Raw genomic sequence first — 22,830 nt, 5'->3', positions numbered from 1 at the left:
ATTGCCCGGCCTGCATTCTGCCCTGCTGCATGGCATCCCCGCTTCCGGACGTCCGGCTTCTGCCGGATCAGGCACCGCCGTTGCGGACACTCCGGCGGCGGTGCCGCCGCCGGCTTGGAGGCAGGCAGTGCTTTCGGTCACATCCAAAAATGTCAGACCCCCTTGAGATAGTTTTCGCATGGAAGCCTTTGGGGAGGATCGAGCGGAGATGGCAGCCGGGACTGACGTCTCGAGCCTGGGTTCCGCGGCCCTGCTGCCTGGCCGCCGGCTGCGCAGCGTCCCTGCAGCTCCCCTTTCTGACGCACCGGCCAAGGACGTGTCCGACGGCGGTGCTGCCGCCGGCTTTGCAGCTGGCTCCGGCCCTGCCACTCCACACCTCGGCACGGACGGCCCGGAGTCAGCGGCCCTGTTGACCGCTGAACTGGCGCTGGCAACGACTGATCTGAACGCGTCACTGGCGCTGCTGGAGTCCGCCACCAGCTCGGCGCCGGAGGAGCTCGCCGCGGCCAACTTCCTTCAGGCGGCCGATTTCGCGGAACTGACCGAGAAGCTCTCCCGCCGCGTCGAACACCTGCAAGTACTCGCCGCCGCGGCAGTGGACCGGACACGGACCGAGGCGATCAACGCCGCCGCGACCGCCAGCCGCGCCGCCGGCTGGACCACAGGCTGGTGCACCGAACCCGGGCCTGTCCCGGATCCTGGCGCTCAGCCCTCCGAGCCGGCCGCCACCACGGCTGGAGCCTCTGGCTCCTCCTTAGCCGCTGCCGCCGCCCCCGCTCCAACCCCGGCGGCCTCTGCCTCTGCGGTGACCTGGTCCCCGGCCGATGACGGAGCCCGAAACACCGCCGAGTTCCTCCGCACCCGGCTCCGGATCAGCACCCCCGAAGCACGCCGCCGCCTCGCCCTCGCCAACGCCACCCTCCCCCGCACCGGACTCGCCGGCCGGCCCATGCCACCCGAACGCGAAGAAACCGCAGCAGCCCTCACCACCGGAATCATCTCCTCCCGCGCCGGAACCACCATCACCACCGCCCTGGACAAAGTCCGCCACATCCCCCACCCCGCCCTGATCACCGAAATGGAACACAACCTCACCCAAACCGCGATCGAAAACGACCACGACTTCCTCACCCGCATCGCCCACCGCTGGATCGACGCCCTCGACCAGGACGGCACCGAACCCTCCGAAGAAAACCTCCGCCACCGCCAAGGCGTCTTCCTCCACCACAAACGCGGCGGCCTCCACCACCTCGAAATCCGCGCCACCACCGACCAATACGAAGTCCTCACCACCGTCATGAACACCGCCACCAACCCCCGCACCACCACCCCCAACACCACCTGCGGGAATACCGACAACGGCACCAGCGGTCATGGCGGTACCAGCAGTGACGGCTGTACCAGCAGCGCCGGCAGCGCCGGCAGCGGTGACGGCGGTACCGGCGGTACCGGCAGCGACGACGGTATCAGCGCCGCCGCTGCCGACCCCGACGCGGCCTTCACCGCCCCCACCCCGGAACCGGACCTGGACCGCCGCACCCTCGCCCAGCAACGCCTCGACGGCCTCGTCGGCGCGTCCAAGGCAGCCCTCGCCGCCGGCACCCTGCCCACCACCGGAGGACTCCGCCCCCAAGTCATGGTCACCATCGGCTACCGGGACCTCCTCAACAGCATCCAAACCACCGCCAACCGCGGCCCCCGCTACGCCCCGAACACAAACGGCCCCGGCACCCGGCGAACAGACAGCCCCCGGCCAACACCCACCCCCTGGCAGGCCACCATCAATCCGCCAACAGGCCCGGACATCTGGCAAACCAGCGAATCCCAACCCGAGCCAGGCACCGACCCGACCAACTGGCAGACCAGCGAACCCGACACCCTGACAGGCAAACAGCCCGTCACCACGCTCCCCGGCATCAACTGGTCCGGCACTGACCTCTTCGCCACACCCCCCTTTAACGCACCCGCAAGCACACCACCCACCGGCAGCGGAACATTCACCTACACCGGCCCCGTCACCGCCTCCACCATCCGCAAAATCGCCTGCGACGCCGACATCATCCCCGTCCTCCTCGGCAGCCAAGGACGCATCCTCGACATCGGCCGCACCACCCGCATCTTCCCGCCCCACATCCGCAAAGCCCTCAACGCCCGAGACAAAGGCTGCGCCTTCCCCAACTGCACCATCCCCGCACCCTGGTGCGAAGCCCACCACATCACCTACTGGTCCCAAGGCGGACCCACCAGCACCGACAACGGCGTCCTCCTCTGCACCCATCACCACCACTTAATTCACAAGGAACAGTGGAAAATCCACGTCAAAAACGGGGTCCCGTGGTTTATCCCACCGCCCCACATCGACCCCCGACAACAACCCCGACAAAACCACCACCACAAAACATAAGCCCGCCCGAAAGACGGGCGCCGGGCCCGCGGGACCCGCGGTGAACGCCAGCGTTGGCGGGAAGAGCGCGACTGCGCGGCAAGTGGGGCGAGCCCTGCACCCCAAGCGGGCTACAGCCGCTGCCCGATCGCCACTGTCCCGTCCAGTTCGGCTGACGTGGCGATCCGAGGGCGCAAGCCCGCACTGACCATGGCCGCAGCTGTACTTGGAGCCTGCAGCCGGCTCGTTTCAATGAGAAGGTGCCCGCCGGGGCTGAGCCACGCGGCTGCTTCTGCGATGACCCGACGCTGGATGTCCAGGCCGTCGGGCCCTCCGTCGAGCGACACCCGTGGCTCGTGAACTCGGGCCTCGTGGGGCATGCTGCGGATGGAAGCCGTGGGTACATACGGCGCATTTACCGCCAGGATCTCAACATTGCCCCGGAGCCGGGCAGGCAGCGCAGAGTAGAGGTCACCCTCGTGGACCACTCCGCCCACCGGCACGACGTTGAGGCCGGCGCAACGCACCGCAGCTGGGTCGACGTCGGAAGCGTGCACCTCAATGCCGGGCACGAGTGCCGCCAACGCGGTGCCTACAGCTCCGGAGCCGCAACACAGGTCAATGACGACTGGCGGGGTCGATGGCGATCCCTCCGCGGACGCCGCCTCCAAGGCAGCAAGGAGTGCAGCTGCCTCGCGGACCAGCAGCTCCGTCCGGCGGCGCGGCACAAAGACTCCGGCACCGACCCTGATCCGCAGGCCGCAAAACTCTGCCCAGCCGAGAATATGCTCGAGCGGAAACCCTTCGACCCGCATCTGCACGGCGTTCACCAGCTCATTGGGGGCGAGGCCAGCGGAAAGGAGGAGGTCCGCTTCGTCTTCGGCAAAGACACAGCCGGCGGCGCGCAGTCTGCTGATGACGGTGAAACGGGAAAGCGGCGATTGAACCTGCATGGAGGCGTCCTTCGGCTGGATGATGGGCGCTCCGTGCATACGGCCGTCTAACCTTGGCGGTCCGAAGGGCGGCGAGCAGGAAGAACCCAAGCTGGCATTGCGTGAATGGCTCTCACCTCCCGGTAGTACCGAATCGGCACATCATTGACGCTGCGCCGGCACTTCAAAACGTGCCCCGCAGCCAAATCGGCGCTGCAAAAGTCCATGTTATCCGACGCCGAATCCGGCAATTATTGGCAGGATATAACGATGACCCACAGCGAAACCCACACGCTCATCTGGACCGGCTCCTACACTGCGGACAGCGGCGGCCACGGTGCCGGAATCGGGGCCGTATCGGCCAGCGCTGATGGGACGCTCACCTGGCGCGGCACGGCCGCAAAGGCGGACTCGCCGTCGTTCGTTGCCGCGCACCGGCAACTGCCGGTGGTTTACGCCGTTGGCGAGAACGCCAAAACCGTCCAGGCGTACCGGCGACGCGGAGAGTTCGGCCTCGAAGCCGTCGGCGAACCCTGGGTGGCCGGCGAAGCTGCCTGCCACGTCACAGTCGATCCGCAGGGCAAATTCCTGATTGTTGCCTGCTGGGGTGACGGCCAAGTGCTGTTGTACGAACTGACGGACGACGGCGGGATCACCCGCCGCCTTCCGGCGGCGCCTTCCAGCTATCCGCACCGGGACGACCGCCCCAGCCGGGCGCACGCCAGCCTGGTACTCGCTGACGGCCGGATCATGACCACCGACCTCGGCCACGATCTCCTCCGGGTGTGGAACCACGTCCCCGGGACGGGCCTGGTGCTGGACCATGAGGTGGTGCTTCCGAAGAACAGCGGGCCCCGCCACCTGGTGCAGCACTCCGATGGAACGGTGTTTGTGGTCTCCGAGTACTCCATCGAGGTTTTCGCAGCCCGGGCCGCCTCGGCATCGGGGAAGTTCGAGCTGACCGGGCAGGGTCCCGCGACGTCCGACGGCGCCAAGGACGGTGACTCCGCGGCCGAAATCGCCTTGTCGGCAGACGGGCGGTTCGCCTACGTAGGCGTGCGCGGATCCAACCGCGTCGGCGTGCTGGAAGTGACGCCGTCAGCTGAGGGCAGTCTGCTTAGCCCGCTCGGCGACTTTGCCAGCGGCGGCGACTGGCCCCGTCATCACCTGGTCCGCGGCGGGTGGCTTCACGTGGCCCATGAGCGGTCCCACGACATTACGACGTTCCGCTTGGACCTCCGGACCGGACTTCCGGAAGGCCCACTTCAGCGCCTCGTTGCGGGTTCCCCCACGGCCTTGATTGTGGCAAGCTAAACCGCAATCGACAAAGCCAATACAGGATTAGTCATCGCCAATACCGTTCCATCACAGGAGCTGGTATTGGTTATCGGGCTTGCCTTGGACGAGTCGGCACCCTAACGGATTCCGGGCTTCCCCACCCGGACAAGCAACGTTGCTTTGCGGAAGGTCCAACATGTTCACCGTCCCTCGCCTGAATTCCCCGCGCCGCACCGGCGATCGCACCAAGCCCGCCCGCGCAACTCTGGCAGCGGCCGGCGCGCTCGTTCTGCTGGCTGCATCAGCACTGCCCGCCCAGGCAGCCCTTCCCACCCAGGCACAGACCCAGGCCGCCGTCACCAGCAATACCCCGGGACCGCCGTCGGACGCGGATAAAGGCGCCCATTCCCTCCGCACCCCTGTCACCGACGAGAACTTCTACTTTGTCATGGCGGACAGGTTCAGCAACGGCGATACCGGCAACGACCAGGGCGGCCTGGGACCGGATCCGATGGTGTCCGGCTTCGACCCCACCCGCAAGGGCTTCTACAACGGCGGGGACCTCAACGGCCTGCTGGACAAGATCGACTACATCCAGGGGCTCGGAACCACGGCGATCTGGCTGACACCGAGCTTCAAGAACAAGGCGGTCCAGACCGAGGACAATTCCGCCGGCTACCACGGCTACTGGGTCACGGACTTCACCCAGATCGATCCGCACCTGGGCACCAACGCCGAGCTGAAGGCGCTGATCGACGAGGCGCACGCGCGCGGCATGAAAGTGTACTTCGACATCATCACCAACCACACCGCGGACGTTATCGGCTACAAGGAGGGCGCCCGCACCGGCTACGTCTCCAAGGACAAGGAGCCGTACCGCACCGCCTCAGGCGCTGCCTTCGATGACCGGGACTTCGCCGGCCGCGCGGACTTCCCAAAGCTCGACGCCGGGACCTCCTTCCCGTACACACCGGTGCTTGATGCGGCGGAACAGAACCTTAAGGTTCCGGCCTGGCTCAATGACCCCACGCTGTACCACAACCGCGGCGACACCACCTTCGCCGGCGAAAACTCTTTCTACGGAGACTTCTTCGGCCTGGACGACCTGTTCACCGAACACCCGACGGTCGTGGCCGGCATGACGGACATCTATGAGGCGTGGATCCGGGATTTCGGCGTGGACGGGTTCCGCATCGACACGATGAAGCACGTCAACGATGAATTCTGGCAGCAGTTCGGGCCCGACGTCCTGGCCTACGCCAGGGAGCACGGCAAGGACGAGTTCTTCATGTTCGGCGAGGTCTTCGACACGTCCAAGAGCAACACGAGCCAGTTCACCACCCGGAACAGGATGCAGGCGGTCCTCGACTTCCCGTTCCAGGATGCGGCACGCAACTTCGCCTCGAAAAGCGAGGACGCGAAGCAGCTTGAGACCTTCTTCGTGGCAGACGACTGGTACACCGACGCGGATTCCAACGTCTACCAGCTGCCCACCTTCCTGGGAAACCACGACATGGGCCGGATCGGCAGCTTCATCGGCACCGACAACCCGGGCGCGGACGACGCCGAACGCGTGGCCCGGGACGAACTCGCCCACGAGCTCATGTACTTTTCCCGCGGAAACCCGGTGGTTTACTACGGCGACGAGCAGGGCTTCACCGGGAACGGCGGGGACCAGGACGCCCGCCAGACGCTGTTCGCCAGCAAGGTGTCCGACTACCTCAACGATGACCTGCTCGGCACGGACGCCACCCATGCCACCGACAACTTCAACACCGGGCGTCCCCTCTACGCCAAGATCCGCGAACTCGCGCAGCTGACCAAGGAGCACCCCGCCCTGCGCGACGGCGCCCACCAGCACCGCTACGCCTCGGACGGGCCCGGCATCTATGCGTTTTCCCGCACCGATGCCAAGGACCAGCGCGAGTACGTGGTAGCGCTGAACAACACTGAGGAACCGCAGACCGCCGCTGTTCCCACCTACATCCCCAAGCGCAATTACAGCCTTCTCTACGGCGACGCCGCCCAAAACTCCAAGACCTCAGCCGATGGCAGACTGACCGTCACGGTGCCGCCGCTGTCCGCCGTCGTCTACCAGTCCTCCGGCCGGATCCCCCGGGAGAAGACGGCACCCGCCGTTGCACTGCAGCCTCCCGTTTCCGCCGCGGCTACCGCCACGTCCGCCGGGGACAACGGCCGCCTCCAGGTGACGGCCGACGTCGGCGGCAACTCGTTCTATGAGGTCACCTTTGAGGCCAGGACGCCGGGCGGCACGTGGGAGCGCGTTGGCACAGATGACACCGCCCCCTACCGCGTCTTCCACGATGTCTCGGGACTGAATCCCGGCACTGAGGTGGAATACCGGGCAGTCGTCCTGAACAACGCCGGCCGCACGTCTGTCAGCGCTTCCCGGTCCGCCGTGGTGCCGGACCCGGTGCTGACCATCCAGCAGCCGGCCGAGGGCAGCACCGTCCAGGCGAACGTGGAAGTGGTTGCCACGGCGGACCCGGAGAAGGCCAGCCACGTGGTGCGCTTTGAGCGCAGCATCGCGGACGGACCGTGGACAGCCATCGGCACCGAAGATGACTCGTCGCCGGCCTACACGGTGGCAGACGACCTGGCCGCCCGGAACCTCGCCGACGGGACCAAGATTCGCTACCGGGCACGCCTCGAAGGGTCAACCGTGGTGAGCAATGTCCGGACCGTGGTGGTGGGCGCCGCACCGCAGCCCGACTCGGTCACTGTGGCGGGAAGCCTGAACAGCGAGATGGGCTGCCCTGACGACTGGCAGCCGGCGTGCGCGGCGGCGTTCATGGCTTTTGATCCGGCTGACCGGCTGTGGAAACTCACGGCCGACCTTCCGGCGGGGCAGTACGAATTCAAGGCCGCCATCAATGGCTCCTGGGACGAGAACTACGGCCAGGATGGCGCTCCGAACGGTTCCAATATCGTGCTGAATCACGACGGCGGCCCGGTCACCTTCCGGTACGGCCACACCACGCACGTGATCACGGCCGGCTAGGCACGCCCGGGCGCCAAGCCCGCCGGCCGTGGCGGCCGGTTTGGCGCCCCGGGGAGTCAGGACCGCATGGCCTCCTCGACCGCCGCGAGCAGGGAGTTGAACCGGTCATCGTCCGCGAGGGTGTCGATCAGGACCGGGTCCCCGTCGGGGTTGGCCAGTGGCACCTGCCAGTTGGGGTACTGGGCGGAAGTGGTGCCGGGCTGGTTCTGCACCCTGCGTTCTCCGACAGCGTCGACGAGGGCCACCCCGAGCAGGACTGACGGGGTCTGCGCGAGCAGCCGGTGCAGCGCCTCGATGCGTTCCTGTTCGGAGCCGGCGTCGCTGGACGAAAGGAGGCCCCGCTGCCGGAGCAGGTCCATCATTTTCTCCAGCTTGGCGTTGTGCTCCAGGCGCTCCTCCTCCGCGGAACGCTCCAGCAGCCCCAGCGCGTTCCGGAGCGTCACGTGGTCACCGGCGAGGTACCCGGCCGTGGGCGGCAGGTCGTGCGTGTTCACGCTGGAGAGGGCCTGCAGCCGGTACTGTTCGGGCGGCAGCGGAGCGTCGCCGTCGTTCTCAAACCACAGGATCGAGGTGCCCAGGATGCCCCGCGCGGCCAGGTAATCCCGGACCCACGGCTCGAAGGTGCCCAGATCCTCGCCGATCACCACTGCGCCGGCACGGTGGGCCTCCAGGGCGAGGATGCCGATCATGGCGTCGTGGTCGAACCGGACGTAGGCGCCGTCCACCGGCGAGTTCCCTTCCGGCACCCACCACAGCCGGAAGAAGCCGAGGATGTGGTCCACCCGGATGCCGCCCGAATGCCGCAGCACGGTCGCGAGCATCTCCCGGAACGGCTTGTACCCGGCTTCGGCGAGGCGGGTGGGGTGCCATGGCGGCTGGTGCCAGTCCTGACCCAGCTGGTTGTACATGTCCGGCGGAGCGCCAACGCTGACGCCGGGCGCAAGGACGCCGTGCAGCGTCCAGGCATCGGAGCTCTGAAGGTCCACGCCCACGGCAAGGTCGTTCACCACGCCCAGGCGCATGCCGGCGTTGCGGGCGGCCTGCTGGGCGGATTCAAGCTGCTCGTCACAGAGCCACTGCAGCCAGCGGTGGAATTCGATCCTTTCCGCCAGCTCACCCCGCAGTTTCTCCGCCAGTGGCGAGCCCAGCGCTGCCGTCGGGTCCGCCCAAAACGGGTCGTCGGCATCGAGGTCCTCACGGATGGCGCACCAGAGCGCAAAGTCATCCAGGCCGGCGCCGGCACGGCGGCAGTAGTCCTCAAACGCGAGTTGCCGCGACGGCGAACGGCGGACGTCAAAGATCAGCTCCAGCGCTGCCAGCTTTGCGGAATAGACCTTGTCCCGGTCAAGCCGCGTCGCATCGTTGTTCAGCTTCCGCGCCCGCTTCATGAGGTTGTGGACCAGCGACTGCTTCTTGGGTTTCAGGTACGCAAGTTCGGCAATGGCCTCGATCCGAAGGTACAGGGGGTTGAAGAAGCGGCGGGTCGACGGTGAATAAGGCGACGGCTCCAGGGGCGGCACGGGATCGGCCGCGTGCAGGGGATTCACCAGCACGTAGTCTGCCCCGCGTGCGCCGGCAACCGCCGCCAGCTCGGCGAGGTCGGAAAAATCCCCCACACCCCAGGACCGCTTGGAGCGGACGGAGTACAGCTGCGTGGCCAGTCCCCAGCCCCGGCGCTGCTCAAGGTCGGCTGCCGTGGACAGCCGGGCGGGGGTCACCACCAGCGTGGCTTCGGCAACCACCCCGGCCGCCTTGGCACGCAGGGTGTGCCATCCAAGGCCCGTATTTTGTGGCACGGCGAAGGTGGCGCGGCCGGTCAGAATGCCGTCCACGTCGCGGGGTTCCACCCAGACATCTTCCTGGACGGCCTCCAGCTCGCGTCCGTCCTCGGTGATGGCCCACATACGGACGCTGGAACCGTGCGGGACATGGACGCTCACCTGCCCCGGCGTGCCCTCCTGAATCACGACGGCGGGCGGCAGCATGCGGCGCCAGGGCGCCAGTTCCGCCTCGGCCAGTTCGTGTTCGATGAGCTGATCGGTATGGGCGTGCACGCCCAGCGCGGCCAGGACACTGATCAGGGTTTCAGCCGCAACGTCATGCGGCTGCCCGTCCCACCCCTGGTAGGAGGTTCCGACGCCGTACGCCTCCGCCAGCCAGCGCAGCAGCTCGGGATTGACTGCGGTGCCGGCTACCGGGGCTCCGGTGTCCGCCGGCGCTTCAGAAGAACTTTCAGGTGAAGAAGGCTCAGGGGAAGAGGTTGCCGGGAAAGATGCCCCTGGGGAAGTCGCGTGCTGCTGGCTGGGAGCCTTCATATGTCCGCCTCGTCTGCTGTGATGGGCCCGAAACTAACGCTGCTGCCCGTTGCGGCCGGCCGTTTTCAGCACCCCCGCAACTGCTGGTTCCGATTATTGCAGGCTGCGCTGACTCCACGGTTCAGGCGGCGGCGCAGGCCTTCTGAAGCTCGCGGACAGAATCGCTGGGAACCTTGTCGCCCGCTTGGGCGATCTCCTTCAAGGGTCCGGTGATTTCGGCGGGCACGCCGGCTGTTTCGGCGCCGGCGACAAGGCCCGCGAGCGCAGCCTTGTCCGAGGCGCTCACCAGGCCGTCCTCGATCACGGTGCAGATCTGCCCCTTCACCTGTTCGGCCGCCGCGTTGGCCACCTGGGACACTGCCGAGCTAGCCGCATTCTGGGCTGCTTCCTCGGCCTGGGCGCAGCCCGCCAGCAGAACGACGACAGGAAGCATGGACATGGCGAGCAGGCTGCGTTTCATGATTCCACCCTAGCAACGGCGCCCCCGGCGAAGTTCGACGCCGGGCGTGTGACAACGGTGTCTGCCCTTGCCTTCTCCCCTGGAGACGGCGGCGGTACTGCCAGGCGCTTCCACCGGGGGCTGACAGCCGCTGGCCTGGCGGCAACCCCAGGGGCCTCCAGACCAGGCCCTAGGACGACGAACAGCCAGCCGATTTGCCGCCGTCGAATCCGTTGACTTGTCTTGTGGACATCACCTAGCGTTCCAGTCATTGACAACGTTGTCTACCTACCTGCGGGTGGGGAAAGGCACGCGCGATGAAGGGCGACACCAGCACAATGCACCAGAGAAAATTTGGCAGACTACAGCTATGTACCGCGTTGACCGTGGCCGGTCTCAGCCTGGCCACGGTACTCGCCGGAGCAGCGACGGCAACGGCGGCGGGCACTGCCGGCGACGAGCAGTTTCGGCCGGCATATCACTACACGCCACAGCAGAACTGGATGAACGATCCCAACGGGATGGTGTTCTACAAGGGCGTCTACCACCTCTACTACCAGCACAATCCGTCCGGCAACCAGTGGGGCAACATGTCCTGGGGACACGCCACGTCAACAGACCTGGTGCACTGGAAGGAACAGCCCCTGGCCATCGCCACGGACGACCAGCAGGACATCTTCTCCGGCAGTGTGGTGGTGGACAAGAACAACAGCTCCGGCCTGGGCACGGCCGAGAACCCTCCTCTGGTGGCGATCTTCACCAGCGCCTACAAGGACGCCTCACCGTACAAGGGGCTGCAGGCACAATCCCTTGCGTACAGCCTGGATGAGGGCAAGACCTGGACCAAGTACAGCGGCAACCCGGTGCTGAACCGCAACTCGGCGAACTTCCGGGACCCAAAGGTGTTTTGGTACGACTCCCCCGGCGGAGGCGGCTACTGGGTGATGACTGCCGTCGAGGCCACCGAGCACAAGGTGGTGCTGTACAAGTCCGGCAACCTCAAGGACTGGACGCAGCTCAGCGAGTTCGGCCCGGCGAATGCCACGGGCGGGCTCTGGGAATGCCCCGACCTGTTCCCGCTTGCCGTCGACGGCGACCCCGCGAACGTCAAGTGGGTGATGGTGGTCAACATCAACCCGGGAGGCGTGGCCGGCGGCTCGGCAGGGCAGTATTTCGTGGGCAATTTCGACGGCACCACATTCACCTCGGAGACAACGAAGGCCAGTGACGCGCTGCCCGCGGGCACTCCCCTGGCAGGCTTCAACGACGGCACGTACAACGGCTGGACGGTGAACAACGAACCCGGCAACTGGAAGGACGGGCCATTCGCCGGGGCACCCGCCGCCGGCACGATTGCCGGGCAGAACGCCGTCACCGGCTTTGCCGGCGCCGGCCTGATCAATTCATTCAACGACGGCGACTGGCCGCTGGGATCGATGACCTCGCCGCAGTTCACCGTGGACAGCGATTACCTCAACTTCCTGGTGGGCGGCGGACAGCACCCGCGAGTCTCGGACAAGCTGGACAACACCCCGCCGCCCGGGGACCTGTTGTTCAACGGCTTTGAGGTACCGGACGGCTCCACGCTGGCCGACGCCGGGTGGACAGGAACCGGGGATCTGGCCCCGGCGTTCCAGCCGGCAACCTCCGGCGGCGACTTCTATATCGGCGCCAAGCGGATCAACACGTTCGATACGGCAGGCGCGCCCGGCGACGACAGGCAGGGAACCCTGACGTCGCCGTCGTTCACGGTAAACCGGAACTTCATGAGCATGCTGGTGGGCGGCGGACACCGCACGGCCGGCTCCGGGCAGACGCTGGAAGCGCAGCTGCTGGTGAATGGCAACGTGGTCCGCAGCCTCGCCGGCGATGACGCTGGAGCCCTGAATTGGAAGGGCTGGGACGTATCCGAGTTCGCCGGGCAGCAGGCACAGCTGCGGATCGTGGACCAGGCCACCGGCGGCTGGGGACACCTCACCCTGGACCACGTCATGCTGACGGACCAGGCCGCAGTACCCCGTTCCGATGAGACCACCGTCAACCTCGTGGTGGACGGCAAGGTGGTCAGGTCGGCCACCGGGGCTAACAGCGAGGTCCTGGACTGGGCGTCGTGGAACGTTTCCGAGTTCAGGGGGCGGCAGGCCAGCATCCGGGTGGTGGACAACAACCGCTTCGGCTGGGGCCACATCCTGGCCGACGAGTTCGTCGCCTCCCCGCAGCCGGCCACGCCGCGGGTCCAGACCTACGACTGGCTCGACTACGGCCGGGACTACTACGCGTCCGTGTCCTTCAACAACATGCCGCAGAGCAAACGCATCATGCTCGGCTGGATGAACAACTGGGACTACGCCAACAACATTCCAACCTCGCCCTGGCGCAGCGCCATGTCCCTGCCGCGGGAAGTGGCACTCACGCAGACGGCCAATGGTCCACGGCTGACGCAGAAGGCAGTCCAGCAGGTGGATGGCCTCGGCACAAAGGAAAGCTACGCCGAAAAGCGGGCGCGGAACATTCCCGCCGGCACCCACGCGCTGCCGTCTGCGGCCTCGGGCGACGTGCAGCGGATCGACGTGACGTTCGCCCCCGGATCAGCGTCCAAGGCCGGGATCACAGTGCTGGGGAACGGCAATAAATCGACGGTCATCGGCTACGACAAGGCAGCCGGGGAGCTGTACATCGACCGAAGCAACTCCGGCAACACTGACTTCCACCCGCTCTTCGTTTCGGTGGACTCCGCCCCCGTGACCCTGGACGCCAGCGGCAACGTGACGCTGCGCATCTACGTGGACCGGTCCTCGGTGGAGGTGTTCGCCCAGAACGGCCTGCGGACCATTACGGACCAGGTCTTCCCTGAACAGGGCGCCAACCAGGTAGCGCTCTTCGCCGAAGGGGGAACCGCCCGCCTGAAGTCACTGACCGTCACGCCGCTCAGCCGGTCCATGTTCCTGGCAGCGCAAGTGCCCACCAAGAACAGGAAGTAAGGGCCGCTAAACGGGAGGCCGGTGTCCGCAGAACCTGCGGACACCGGCCTTTTTCGTGCCGGACCGGGCCGTTACGCACCGCCCTGGCCGGGCGGTCTTTGTGGTGAGGCGGCGCCGGGTTTAGTGGACCGGCTGCAGCCAGGTCAGCACCGACCCGTCCTCCTCGATGTGGTCCGCGAGCTCCCCGTTGAACCGGGCACCGTAGTCCGCCGTGATGTGTTCCTGGAAGGCTGCCTCGTCGCGATACACCTCGAAAACGAAGTATTCCCGGGGGTTGCTTTCCCGGGTGTACGGCAGGAACAGCTGGTTGCCGGGCTCACGGCGCACCTGTTCGGTGAGTTCGCGCATCATTTCGGCAACCCGGGCTTCGCTGCCGGGCTTGACGGTGAATTCGGCGTAGAGCGTCTTGGTCATGGTTCTCCTGTCGGGGCGGGTTTTGAGGGTTTGGTTGTTTGGTTCATTCCGGCGGGGGCAGTTCGCCGGACCCGCGGGTAATGAGCTCTGAGGGGACGACGTACGTCTGCGCCGCGCCGTGGTCGCCGTCGATCCGGGCCAGAAGGCGTTCGGCGGCGAGTTTTCCGATCCGGTCAGGGTGCTGGGCAATCACGGTCACGCCTGGCTCCATCATGTCGGCCAGGGTGAAGTCGTCGAAGCCTACGAGGGCAACGCGCTTGCTGGCGCCGAGCTCTTTCAGCGCCCGCATAACGCCGAACGTGACGAGGTTCTGACTGGAGAAGATGGCCGTGGGCGGGTCCTCCGACGTCAGCAACTGAAGGGCGGCCCGCCTCGCCGAATCCTCGTCGTGAAGGCCTTCAAGCACCGGAACCGAGGAGGTCGCGATGCCCGCCCGGCCGACTTCTTCGATGAAGCCGCGCCGGCGTTCGCGGGCAGTCTGGATATCTGTGCGGTCACCGAGATAGGCGAGCTTCGAGTGGCCCTGTGCAATCAGGTGGCTGGCGGCCATGGCTGATCCGACCGCGTTGTCCGTCACCACTGCGTCCGCCTCGATGCCCACGGGTTCGCGGTCGATGAAGACCATGGGCAGATCGCGTGAGTGCTCCGGAATGACATAGGACTGGCTTTTCGCGATAGGCGTCAGGACCAGGCCGTCCACGCGCCTGCCCAGGAAGGCGGCAACCAGGGCCTTCTCCCTTTCGGGGTCGTCATCAAGGCTGGCTGCGAAGACCGCAATGCCTCGGGCGGCCAGGGAGTCCTCCAGGGCGCGGTGAATCTCACCGCTGAAGGGGTTGGACACGCTTGGCAGCAGGAGTCCGATGGAAAGGGTCCGGCGGCCGGCCCGGCGAAGGCTTCCCGCTGCCATGTCCAGCTGGTAATTGAGCTGCTGGGAGGCGCCGAGCACGCGCTGGCGGGTTTCCTCGGACACCCCCGGTTCATCGTTCATCACCCGGGAGACGGTCTTGATGCCGACGCCCGCCAGTGCCGCGACGTGGCGCATGGTGGGCCGGTTCTTTGTCGTATCAGGCTGGTAACGATTAGACATCGTTGTCATTCATTGGTCCTTCATCATCGAATTTCTCTTGACTGTACCTTGTGATGTTGATTACATGATGCATGACATCGTTGTCAGGCACCAGAAGTGCCACGAAAACAGGAGATTCAATGTTGAGTTCCAAAGCCCCGCGGACAGTTACTCACCGCCTGCTTGCCATCGGTGCAGTCCTGACCCTCGGCACGCTCAGCCTCACCGCTTGCGGCGGGAGTTCGTCAACCGCCTCGCCAGCCGGAACATCATCGGGTGAGAAGGTCGGCGTGTCCCTCATCGTCAAGACCACCTCGAACCCGTTCTTCGTTTCCATGCAGGACGGCGCCAAGAAGGCCGCTGAAACCGACGGCGTGGACCTCAAGCTCGCAGCCGGCAAGGCCGACGGCGATGAAGAGACCCAGATCCAGGCGATCGAAAACGCAATCTCCAAGGGCGACAAGGGCATCCTCATCACGCCCAACGGCCCTTCGGTTGTCGATGCGCTGAAGAAGGCCAAGGATGCCGGGCTGTTCGTCATCGCCCTGGACACCCCGCCGGACCCCGCCGACGCCGCCGACATCACCTTCGCCACCGACAACTTCGCCGCGGGTGAGCTGATCGGCAAGTGGACCGCCGCCCAGCTCGGCGGAAAGAAGGCCACCATCGCGCTGCTGGACCTGTTCGACGACAAGGTCGTCTCCGTGGACTACAACCGGGACCAGGGCTTCCTCACCGGCCTCGGCATCGACACCGCAGACAAGAAGAAGAACGGTGACGAAGCCAAGACCGGCAAATACACCGGCGGCAAGGGCGGTGACTACGAGATCGTAGGCAGCCAGGCAAGCCAGGGCGCCGAGGACGGCGGCCGGACCGCCATGGAGACCCTCCTCGCCAAGAACCCGAACGTCAACGTTGTTTACACCATCAACGAGCCAGCCGCGGCAGGCGCATTCGAAGCCCTGAAGTCGGCGGGCAAGGAAAAGGACGTTCTGGTGGTCTCGGTGGACGGCGGCTGCTCGGGCGTCAACAACGTCAAGGCCGGCGTCATCGGCGCCACCGCCCAGCAGTACCCGGTGAAGATGGCGGAACTGGGCGTCAAGGCCATCGTTGAGCTGGCCAAGACCGGTAAGAAGCCGGCCAACTCACCAGGCCTGGACTTCTACAACACCGGTGTCGAGCTCGTCACGGATAAGGCCGCCGACGGCGTCAAGAGCATCACCACGTCCGAGGCCTCCAAGATCTGCTGGGGCAAGTAGCCAGCGTAGCCCTCGCACCGCGGGAAGGTGCTGAAGATGCAGTACCTTCCCGCGGTCCACAGCAGGAGAATTTAACTGCAAAATCAGCAGCCGCCGCACCAGCCCCAGCCGCACCAGCCCCAGCAGGACCTTGAAGTTCAGGAGCAACCGTGACCCAGCAACAGACCGCCGGCCCGCCCGCCGCAGGCCATGCCGACCCGGCCGAGGAATTCCTCGACCGCCAGACCCCGCTTAGCCGTATCCGCAACGTCCTCCACCGCTATCCAGCACTCAGCCCGGCCATCGTCCTGCTTGTTGCGGTGGTGGTCTTCGGCCTCCTCAATGAGAGGTTCCTGCGGGTCGAGAACCTGTCCCTGATCACCCAGCAGGTCTCGGTGGTGGGAACCCTCGCCATCGCCCAGACCCTTATCATCCTCACCGCCGGCATCGATCTCTCCGTGGGCGCCGTGATGATCCTCGCGTCCATGGTGGTTGCTCAGCTGGCCGTCGGCAGCGGCACGCCGGCGCCGCTCGCCCTCCTCCTCGGCCTCGTCGTGGGTCTGGCCGCGGGGGCGCTGAACGGTTTCCTGGTCACCAGGTTCCGGCTCCCCCCGTTCATCGTCACGCTCGGAACGCTGAACATCTTCATCGCCGTGACGCTTCTCTACTCCGGCGGCTCCACAGTCCGCGGCTCGGCCATGCCCGGCCTGCTGACGTGGATGGGCAGCACGTTCCCGGTCGGACCCGTCCGGATCTCCACCGGCGTGGTCATGATGCTCCTGCTCTATGTCGCGGTCGCCTTCATCCTCGGCAAGACCGCCTGGGGCCGGCACGTCTACGCGGTGGGCGATGACAAGGAAGCCGCCCGCCTGGCCGGTATCCCGGTGAACCGGGTCCTGATGAGCGTTTACCTCGCCGCCGGGGCCGTGCTGGCCATCGGTGCGTGGATCCAGATCGGCCGTACGAACGCAGCCAGCCCCAACGCCGGAGTGGACCTGAACCTCGACTCCATCACCGCTGTCGTCATCGGCGGAACCAGCCTCTTTGGCGGACGCGGCTCCATCTGGGGCTCCCTCCTCGGGGCGCTGATCGTTGGGGTGTTCCGCAACGGCCTCTCGCTGGCGGGCCTGGATGTGCTCTACCAGACCCTTGCCGTGGGCATCCTCATCATCCTCGCTGTGTCCATCGACCAGTGGATCCGAAAGGTGAAATCATGACCGCCACAGAATTCCAGCCGGCTAAGACCCCGGTCCGCCAGCCGATCCTGCAGGCAAGGGACCTCGTCAAGACCTTCGGACGCGTCGTGGGCCTGGACGGCGTCAGCCTCGATCTGTACCCGGGCGAAGTCCTGGCGATCATCGGCGACAACGGCGCAGGAAAGTCCACGCTCATCAAGTGCCTCACCGGCGCAGAGGTCCCGGACTCCGGCGAACTGAAGGTCTCCGGACAGACCGTCCACTTCAAGCGCCCGCAGGACGCCCGGGTACACGGCATCGAAACTGTCTACCAGAACCTGGCCGTGTCACCCGCGCTCGATGTTGCCTCCAACCTCTTCCTGGGCCGCGAAGAACGGCTCCCCGGCCCGCTGGGGAAGCTCTTCCGCGTCCTTGACACCAAGGGCATGCGCCGCAAGGCCAAGGAGGAACTGACCCGGCTCGGCATCTCCACGCTCCAGGACGTGACCGTCCCCGTGGAAAACCTATCCGGCGGCCAGCGGCAGGCCGTGGCAGTGGCCCGCGCCGCCGCGTTCGGCTCCAAGGTGGTTGTCCTCGATGAGCCGACGGCTGCCCTGGGCGTCCGGGAGTCGAACCAGGTCCTGCAGCTGGTCCGCGATCTCCGGGACCGCGGCCTCCCGGTCATCCTGATCAGCCACAACATGCCCCACGTGTTCGATGTCGCCGACCGCATCCACATCCAGCGGCTCGGGAAGTGCGCCGCCACCATCACCCCTCAGTCGCACAGCATGACCGACGCCGTCGCGATCATGACAGGTGCCGCCACAGCCTGACCGGCCAACGCTACCGAAAACCCCGCCATACCAAACCAGCGCCACCTTAGAACCAGCACGTCACCACTTCCGTCCGCGGGCCGGCTTCGGCCCGCGGACGGCCCCATGAAAGGCCCACCGTGATCCCAACCTCAAACCCCGGAACCGCCGACGCAGGACCTGCTGACTCAGCAACCCGCGCAGCAACGCCGGAAGTCATCGTCATCGGTGAAGCGCTGGTGGACGTCGTTGCCTCTGCGGAAGGTGCCGTTGAGCACCCGGGCGGATCGCCGTCGAACGTTGCCTACGGGCTGGGCCTGCTCGGCATCCGGACAGCGCTGCTCACCTCCATCGGCGACGACGACCGCGGGCGGGCCATCGAGGCGCACCTGCAGCGCGCCGGCGTCGCACTCCTGCCCGGCTCCAGGACACCGGGACGGACGGCCAGCGCCACCGCGACGCTGGCCGCAGACGGCTCCGCAACCTACGACTTCGACATCCGCTGGGAATTGCCTGCGGTGGCCCCGGCATCCCTTCCCAAGGTGCTCCACACCGGTTCGATCGCGACCTTCCTGGCTCCGGGCGCGGCAGCAGTCAGGACCCTCCTGGAGCAGGCACACCGCGAGTGCGTGGTCACTTACGATCCCAACATCCGCCCCGCACTCCTCGGCAGCCAGGCTGAGGCCCGGACCATTTTCGAAGAGCTGGTCCCGCTCACCGATGTGGTCAAGCTCAGCGACGAGGATGCCAGGTGGCTGTACCCGGACCTGCAGCTCGAGGACACCGCAGCACGGATCCTGGGGCTGGGTGCGGGGCTCACGGTGGTCACGCGCGGTTCCGGGGGATCACTCCTTGCCACTGCCGACCTGCAGCTGACAGTGCCGGCCGTCCGGTCCGCCGTGGCCGACACCATCGGCGCCGGGGATTCCTACATGGCGGCGCTGATCTACGGACTGCTTGCGCGTGGAACCGACGGCCTGGCGCCGGCCGTCCTGGAAACCTTGGGGCGCACCGCCTCGAAGGCCGCCGCGATCACCGTGCGCCGCCCCGGAGCCAATCCGCCTACGGCGGCCGAGCTCCTGGCGGACCTGCCTGAAGACACTGCGCCCGAGGGTGCAGCACCCGCGGAGGTGGCCCCCGCCGCCGTCTAAGAGAGCCGTCGACTAAGGATCGCGCGGGCAGGTCAGGGACGGCGACGAGCGCCGCCACACGCGGGCCGGGAAATTGCCGTGTCCGAGCCGGGCGTCTCCGTACACTGAGGTTCATGGCATGCCGTATCAGCGAACTTGTCCTCAGCTGCGCCGACCCCGAACTGCTCGCGCGGTTCTGGTGCGAGGTCCTCGGCTACGTCGAGCTCGACCGGGAGGATGGTGCGATTGAGATCGGCCCGCCCGACGCCGGGTTCGGCGGCCTGCAGCCCACCATCATCCTGAGCCCCAGCAGCGACCCCCGGATCGGAAAGCTGCCCCTGCACATCGACGTCAACCCCGTGGACCGGGACCAGGACGCCGAGCTGGAACGGTTGCTCGCCCTGGGCGCCCGGCCCGCCGACGTCGGGCAGACCGGCGACGAGCGATGGCACGTCCTGGCCGATCCTGAGGGCAACGAGTTCTGCCTCCTGCGAAGGCGGCTTGAGCCCATCACCGCCTAAGGCAGCGAGGAGAGCTGCCTGCCGGTCCCGACCGCCACGTGCTGCGCCTGCCCGTCCACGAATGTCGCCAAGACCCGGGCCGCTGCAAGGTCATCCGGAGCAGCCGCCAGCGGATCCACGTCAAACACCGTGAAGTCGGCGCGCTTGCCCACCGTAACGGAGCCGGCAACCTGCCACTCCCCCGCAGCCCGGGCGGCGTGCGAGGTGTAGCCTTCGAGCGCCTGACGGGCCGTGAGGGCCTGGCCGGGAACGATCGGCTGGTCACCGGGCCGGCCCGACCGCCGTCGCAGTTGCGCGTCCGCCAGGATGGGCAGCGGTTCGAAGGGGGCGATCGGCCAGTCGGAGCCGAGCCCCAGGATGGTTCCCGCCGCACGGAGATCCGCACACCGCCAGGCGTTGTTGGCCCTGTCCGTGCCCAGCCGGATGGACCAGTTATCCGAGTGGTCGGCACGGGAGTAGTGCGTGCAGTGGGTCGGCTGCATGCTGGCGATGAGCCCGGATCGGGAGAACCTCCCGATCAGCTCATCCGGGACGGTCTCGAGGTGTTCAATCCGGTGCACTCCCGGCAACGCCGGAGTAGCCCCTGTGCCCGGAGGCAGGGACTCGAAGGCGTCCAGGACCGCGGCCACCCCAGCGTCGCCGATTGCGTGCGTGGCCGTGGGAATGCCGCGCCCGGCGAAGTACCGTACAGCCGCCGCGTATTCCTCGGGCCGGGGCCAGAACGGCGCCACCGACTCGCCATACGCATCGGGCTCAAACAGCCACGCCGTGCCGTTGTCCACCGTCCCGTCAACGAACAGCTTGACTCCGGCCACCTCCCAGCGCCGCCCGCCGACGCCGATCTGTTCGGCCAGCCCGCGCCAGTCCGGCTCACCGGTGCCGGGCATGCACCAGGGCGAGATCCGCAGGCGCAGCGGGAGGCCGCCGTCGGTCTCTTCTTCGAGGGCCCGGTAAAGCTCCAGCGAATCGTCGTTGCAGTCCATCACGTGTGCCCCGGTCAGTCCGGACTGCGAAAACTGCGTAAGCAGTTCAGCCAGCCGTGCCTTCCGTTCGGCGAAGGACTCGGCAGGCATCACCCGCGCAACGAGTTCGACGGCGGCCGCCTCCAACAGGAGCCCTGTCGGCCGGCCGCTTCCGTCGCAGACTACCTCGGCGGCCTGGTCGAAGGAGCGTGGCCCGGTGACCCCGGCGATGTCCAGGGCCCGGGAACTGGCCAGCGCGGAATGCCCGTCAAACAGCCGGATGAGGCACGGCTGTCCGGAGACTGCGTCGTCAATCTGACTGCGGTGGGCAGCAGCGGATTTAAACACATTGGGATCCAGGCCCCAGCCGCGCACCCACTCGCCCGGCGCTGTTGCGGCCGCCTCAGCACGCAACAGTGCGCGCACCGCTGCCAGGTCCGCGGCGCCGGACAGGTCGCAGCCGCGGGTCAGTTCCAGCCCGAAGACAGGGTGGATGTGGCAGTCCACCAGGCCGGGGGTCAGCACGGCGTCACCGAAGTCGATGACCTCCGCTGCCGGCCAACCGGCCGCATCCGCACGGCTTCCGACGGCGGCGATCACGCCGTCCCGGATGGCAACGGCCTGCGGCGCCGGGCTCCCCGGCGGCCTGCCATCCATCGTGTGGACGGTGCCGGCAAGGATGATCACATCAGGGTTCATGGGTTTCGAAGCTTCCAATCTGGGCGAAGGTTTCCGGCCGGTGGCGGCGCACCCAGCGGGCGGCCAGGAGTCCGGCAATAAAGACGATGGGCGTCACCAGGATGAGGATGGTGTTGGTCAGCGCGTCGGCGAAGGTGAGCAGTTCGATGTTGAACCCGATCAGCAGCACCACGCCGAAGAGCAGGATGGCCGACGCCAGACTCAGCGGGACCATCAGCCGGTGCGTGACGGCGTCGGGATTCCGGCGCAGGTAGAGGAAGGCGGCCACAGACACCAGGCCCTGCAGCCCGACGATCCCGAAGATCCCCGGGGTGTTCACCCAGATCAGCAACTGCTGGTACGGATCGGCGTTCAGGAGGGCACAAATGGTGATGACGACGGCGGCCAGGATCGTCTGCAGCTGTCCGGCCCGGTGCGGTGATTTGAACTTCGGGTGGGTCCGCCCCAGGAAGGCCGGCAGCACGCCGTCGCGGGCCAGCATGTAGACGTAGCGGTTGATCGCGTTGTGGAAGGCCAACTGGGAAGCATAAACGCTGGTGACGATCAGGAAGTACATCGCCACCTCGGCCCAGGGACCCACGTAGTGGTTGATGGTCTGGAAGAACATGCCGCCGGCCAGCTCCCCGGCGGCTTCCACGGCACGGTCTTCGCCGTAGGCCTGCACCACGGCCCACACAATGAAGGCGTAGAACACCGACATGAAGCCGACGGCGACGTACGTGGCGCGCGGCACGGACCTGTCCGGGTCGCGGGCCTCTGAGCGGTATAGCACGGTGGACTCGAAGCCCATGAAGGCGGCGAAGCAGATGCCGAGGATGGCCAGCACGCCCGGCCCGAAGGCATTCTCCGGGTTGAAGGAACCCACGCTGATTCCATGCGCTCCGCCGCTGCCGAGGATCCCCGCCGCCATCAGGGCCAGGATGCCGGTCTCGGCAACGAGGAGCACGCCGAGCACCTTGGCGCCGACGTCGATGCCCCGGTAGCCGAGGAGCCAGACGGCTGCCACGGCGGCGAGGGCTATCGCCGGCCAGGGCACCTCGAGCCCGAAGACCACCTTGAGCATGTCGTGGGTCTGGACGGCGAAGAGGCCGTAGACACCGATCTGGAGGCAGTTGTAGGAGACGATCGCCAGGATGGCCGAGGCGAGTCCGGCCGTCTTGCCCATGGCGAGCGAGATGTAGGTGTAGAAGCCACCGGCTGCCTTCACGTGCCGGGTCATGGCCATGAAGCCGACGGCGAAGAGGGTGAGCACGATGCCTGCCAGGAGGTAGCCGGCCGGGGCGCCGATGCCGCCGACGTTGATGGCCACCGGGGCAACGCCCGCCATGACGGTCAGCGGCGCTGCCGCCGAAATGACGAGGAAGGCAATGCCGCCCGTGCCCAGGGCATTGCGCTTGAGGGCGCCGTCCGCAGACGACGCCGGAGGTCTGGTTTGGATATCCGGCACTGGTCCGTCCTTTCTG

At 66.8% G+C, this 22,830-nt stretch carries 16 protein-coding genes; 9 read left to right on the top strand and 7 right to left on the bottom strand.

The window, feature by feature from the left end; all coding sequences use genetic code 11:
* Positions 1 to 208: 208 nt before the first annotated feature.
* Entirely contained in the window at positions 209 to 2,404 is a 2,196-nt protein-coding gene (locus ABRP34_RS16620; RefSeq protein WP_353711037.1) for a DUF222 domain-containing protein, read from the top strand.
* Between the two features lie 110 nt (positions 2,405 to 2,514).
* Here the strand turns inward: ABRP34_RS16620 and ABRP34_RS16615 are convergent, their stop codons facing one another.
* On the bottom strand, positions 2,515 to 3,336 hold the full coding sequence (locus tag ABRP34_RS16615; RefSeq protein WP_353711036.1) for a putative protein N(5)-glutamine methyltransferase: 822 nt from the start codon (positions 3,334 to 3,336) through the stop codon (positions 2,515 to 2,517).
* A 249-nt stretch (positions 3,337 to 3,585) separates the two neighbouring features.
* Here ABRP34_RS16615 and ABRP34_RS16610 point away from each other — a divergent pair, with 249 nt between their 5' ends.
* On the top strand, positions 3,586 to 4,629 hold the full coding sequence (locus tag ABRP34_RS16610; protein ID WP_353711035.1) for a beta-propeller fold lactonase family protein: 1,044 nt from the start codon (positions 3,586 to 3,588) through the stop codon (positions 4,627 to 4,629).
* 160 nt (positions 4,630 to 4,789) lie between these two features.
* Entirely contained in the window at positions 4,790 to 7,615 is a 2,826-nt protein-coding gene (locus ABRP34_RS16605; RefSeq protein WP_353711034.1) for an alpha-amylase family glycosyl hydrolase, read from the top strand.
* A 56-nt stretch (positions 7,616 to 7,671) separates the two neighbouring features.
* On the opposite strand, the gene malQ is transcribed toward ABRP34_RS16605, so the two are convergent.
* Together malQ and ABRP34_RS16595 are read right to left on the bottom strand one after the other, a co-directional pair.
* Positions 7,672 to 9,930 (bottom strand): 4-alpha-glucanotransferase, encoded by a 2,259-nt coding sequence (gene malQ / locus ABRP34_RS16600; RefSeq protein WP_353711033.1) that lies wholly within the window; start codon positions 9,928 to 9,930, stop codon positions 7,672 to 7,674.
* 121 nt (positions 9,931 to 10,051) lie between these two features.
* A complete protein-coding gene (locus ABRP34_RS16595) occupies positions 10,052 to 10,390 on the bottom strand; it encodes a hypothetical protein (RefSeq protein ID WP_003799352.1) in 339 nt (112 codons plus the stop codon).
* A 482-nt stretch (positions 10,391 to 10,872) separates the two neighbouring features.
* Here ABRP34_RS16595 and ABRP34_RS16590 point away from each other — a divergent pair, with 482 nt between their 5' ends.
* Positions 10,873 to 13,350 carry a GH32 C-terminal domain-containing protein gene (locus ABRP34_RS16590; protein WP_353713385.1) on the top strand — a complete coding sequence of 826 codons (2,478 nt, stop codon included), beginning with the start codon at positions 10,873 to 10,875 and terminating at the stop codon, positions 13,348 to 13,350.
* A 120-nt stretch (positions 13,351 to 13,470) separates the two neighbouring features.
* Here ABRP34_RS16590 and ABRP34_RS16585 read toward each other — a convergent pair whose 3' ends face one another.
* Both ABRP34_RS16585 and ABRP34_RS16580 read right to left on the bottom strand, forming a co-directional pair.
* Positions 13,471 to 13,764: a putative quinol monooxygenase gene (locus ABRP34_RS16585; protein ID WP_003799355.1), complete on the bottom strand. Its 294-nt coding sequence runs from the start codon at positions 13,762 to 13,764 to the stop codon at positions 13,471 to 13,473.
* 43 nt (positions 13,765 to 13,807) lie between these two features.
* Positions 13,808 to 14,806 (bottom strand): LacI family DNA-binding transcriptional regulator, encoded by a 999-nt coding sequence (locus ABRP34_RS16580; protein WP_003799357.1) that lies wholly within the window; start codon positions 14,804 to 14,806, stop codon positions 13,808 to 13,810.
* Positions 14,807 to 14,970: 164 nt separating this feature from the next.
* On the opposite strand from ABRP34_RS16580, the gene ABRP34_RS16575 reads away from it, so the two are divergent.
* The 5 genes from ABRP34_RS16575 to ABRP34_RS16555 all read left to right on the top strand — a co-directional run bounded on the left by ABRP34_RS16575 (position 14,971) and on the right by ABRP34_RS16555 (position 19,706).
* Positions 14,971 to 16,089, top strand: coding sequence for a substrate-binding domain-containing protein (locus ABRP34_RS16575; protein WP_353711032.1), 1,119 nt, complete (start codon positions 14,971 to 14,973; stop codon positions 16,087 to 16,089).
* A 149-nt stretch (positions 16,090 to 16,238) separates the two neighbouring features.
* A complete protein-coding gene (locus tag ABRP34_RS16570) occupies positions 16,239 to 17,285 on the top strand; it encodes an ABC transporter permease (RefSeq protein WP_353711031.1) in 1,047 nt (348 codons plus the stop codon).
* Entirely contained in the window at positions 17,282 to 18,076 is a 795-nt protein-coding gene (locus ABRP34_RS16565) for an ATP-binding cassette domain-containing protein (RefSeq protein WP_003799362.1), read from the top strand. The genes ABRP34_RS16570 and ABRP34_RS16565 overlap by 4 nt, the downstream gene beginning before the upstream one ends.
* A gap of 119 nt (positions 18,077 to 18,195) precedes the next feature.
* Complete coding sequence (locus tag ABRP34_RS16560) at positions 18,196 to 19,206, top strand: carbohydrate kinase (RefSeq protein ID WP_353711030.1); 1,011 nt, start codon at positions 18,196 to 18,198, stop codon at positions 19,204 to 19,206.
* A 113-nt stretch (positions 19,207 to 19,319) separates the two neighbouring features.
* Positions 19,320 to 19,706: a VOC family protein gene (locus ABRP34_RS16555; RefSeq protein ID WP_353711029.1), complete on the top strand. Its 387-nt coding sequence runs from the start codon at positions 19,320 to 19,322 to the stop codon at positions 19,704 to 19,706.
* Here the strand turns inward: ABRP34_RS16555 and ABRP34_RS16550 are convergent.
* Together ABRP34_RS16550 and ABRP34_RS16545 are read right to left on the bottom strand one after the other, a co-directional pair.
* Positions 19,703 to 21,367, bottom strand: a complete 1,665-nt coding sequence (locus ABRP34_RS16550; RefSeq protein ID WP_353711028.1) for an amidohydrolase — start codon at positions 21,365 to 21,367, stop codon at positions 19,703 to 19,705. The two genes, ABRP34_RS16555 and ABRP34_RS16550, sit on opposite strands and share 4 nt — an antisense overlap.
* Positions 21,357 to 22,814, bottom strand: a complete 1,458-nt coding sequence (locus tag ABRP34_RS16545) for an APC family permease (RefSeq protein WP_353711027.1) — start codon at positions 22,812 to 22,814, stop codon at positions 21,357 to 21,359. The genes ABRP34_RS16550 and ABRP34_RS16545 overlap by 11 nt, the downstream gene beginning before the upstream one ends.
* Between the last annotated feature and the right edge of the window lie 16 nt (positions 22,815 to 22,830).

The organism is Arthrobacter sp. K5, assembly GCF_040448525.1.
GTDB classification, from domain to species: domain Bacteria; phylum Actinomycetota; class Actinomycetes; order Actinomycetales; family Micrococcaceae; genus Arthrobacter; species Arthrobacter globiformis.
This window is presented reverse-complemented; position numbering and strand designations above follow the sequence as displayed.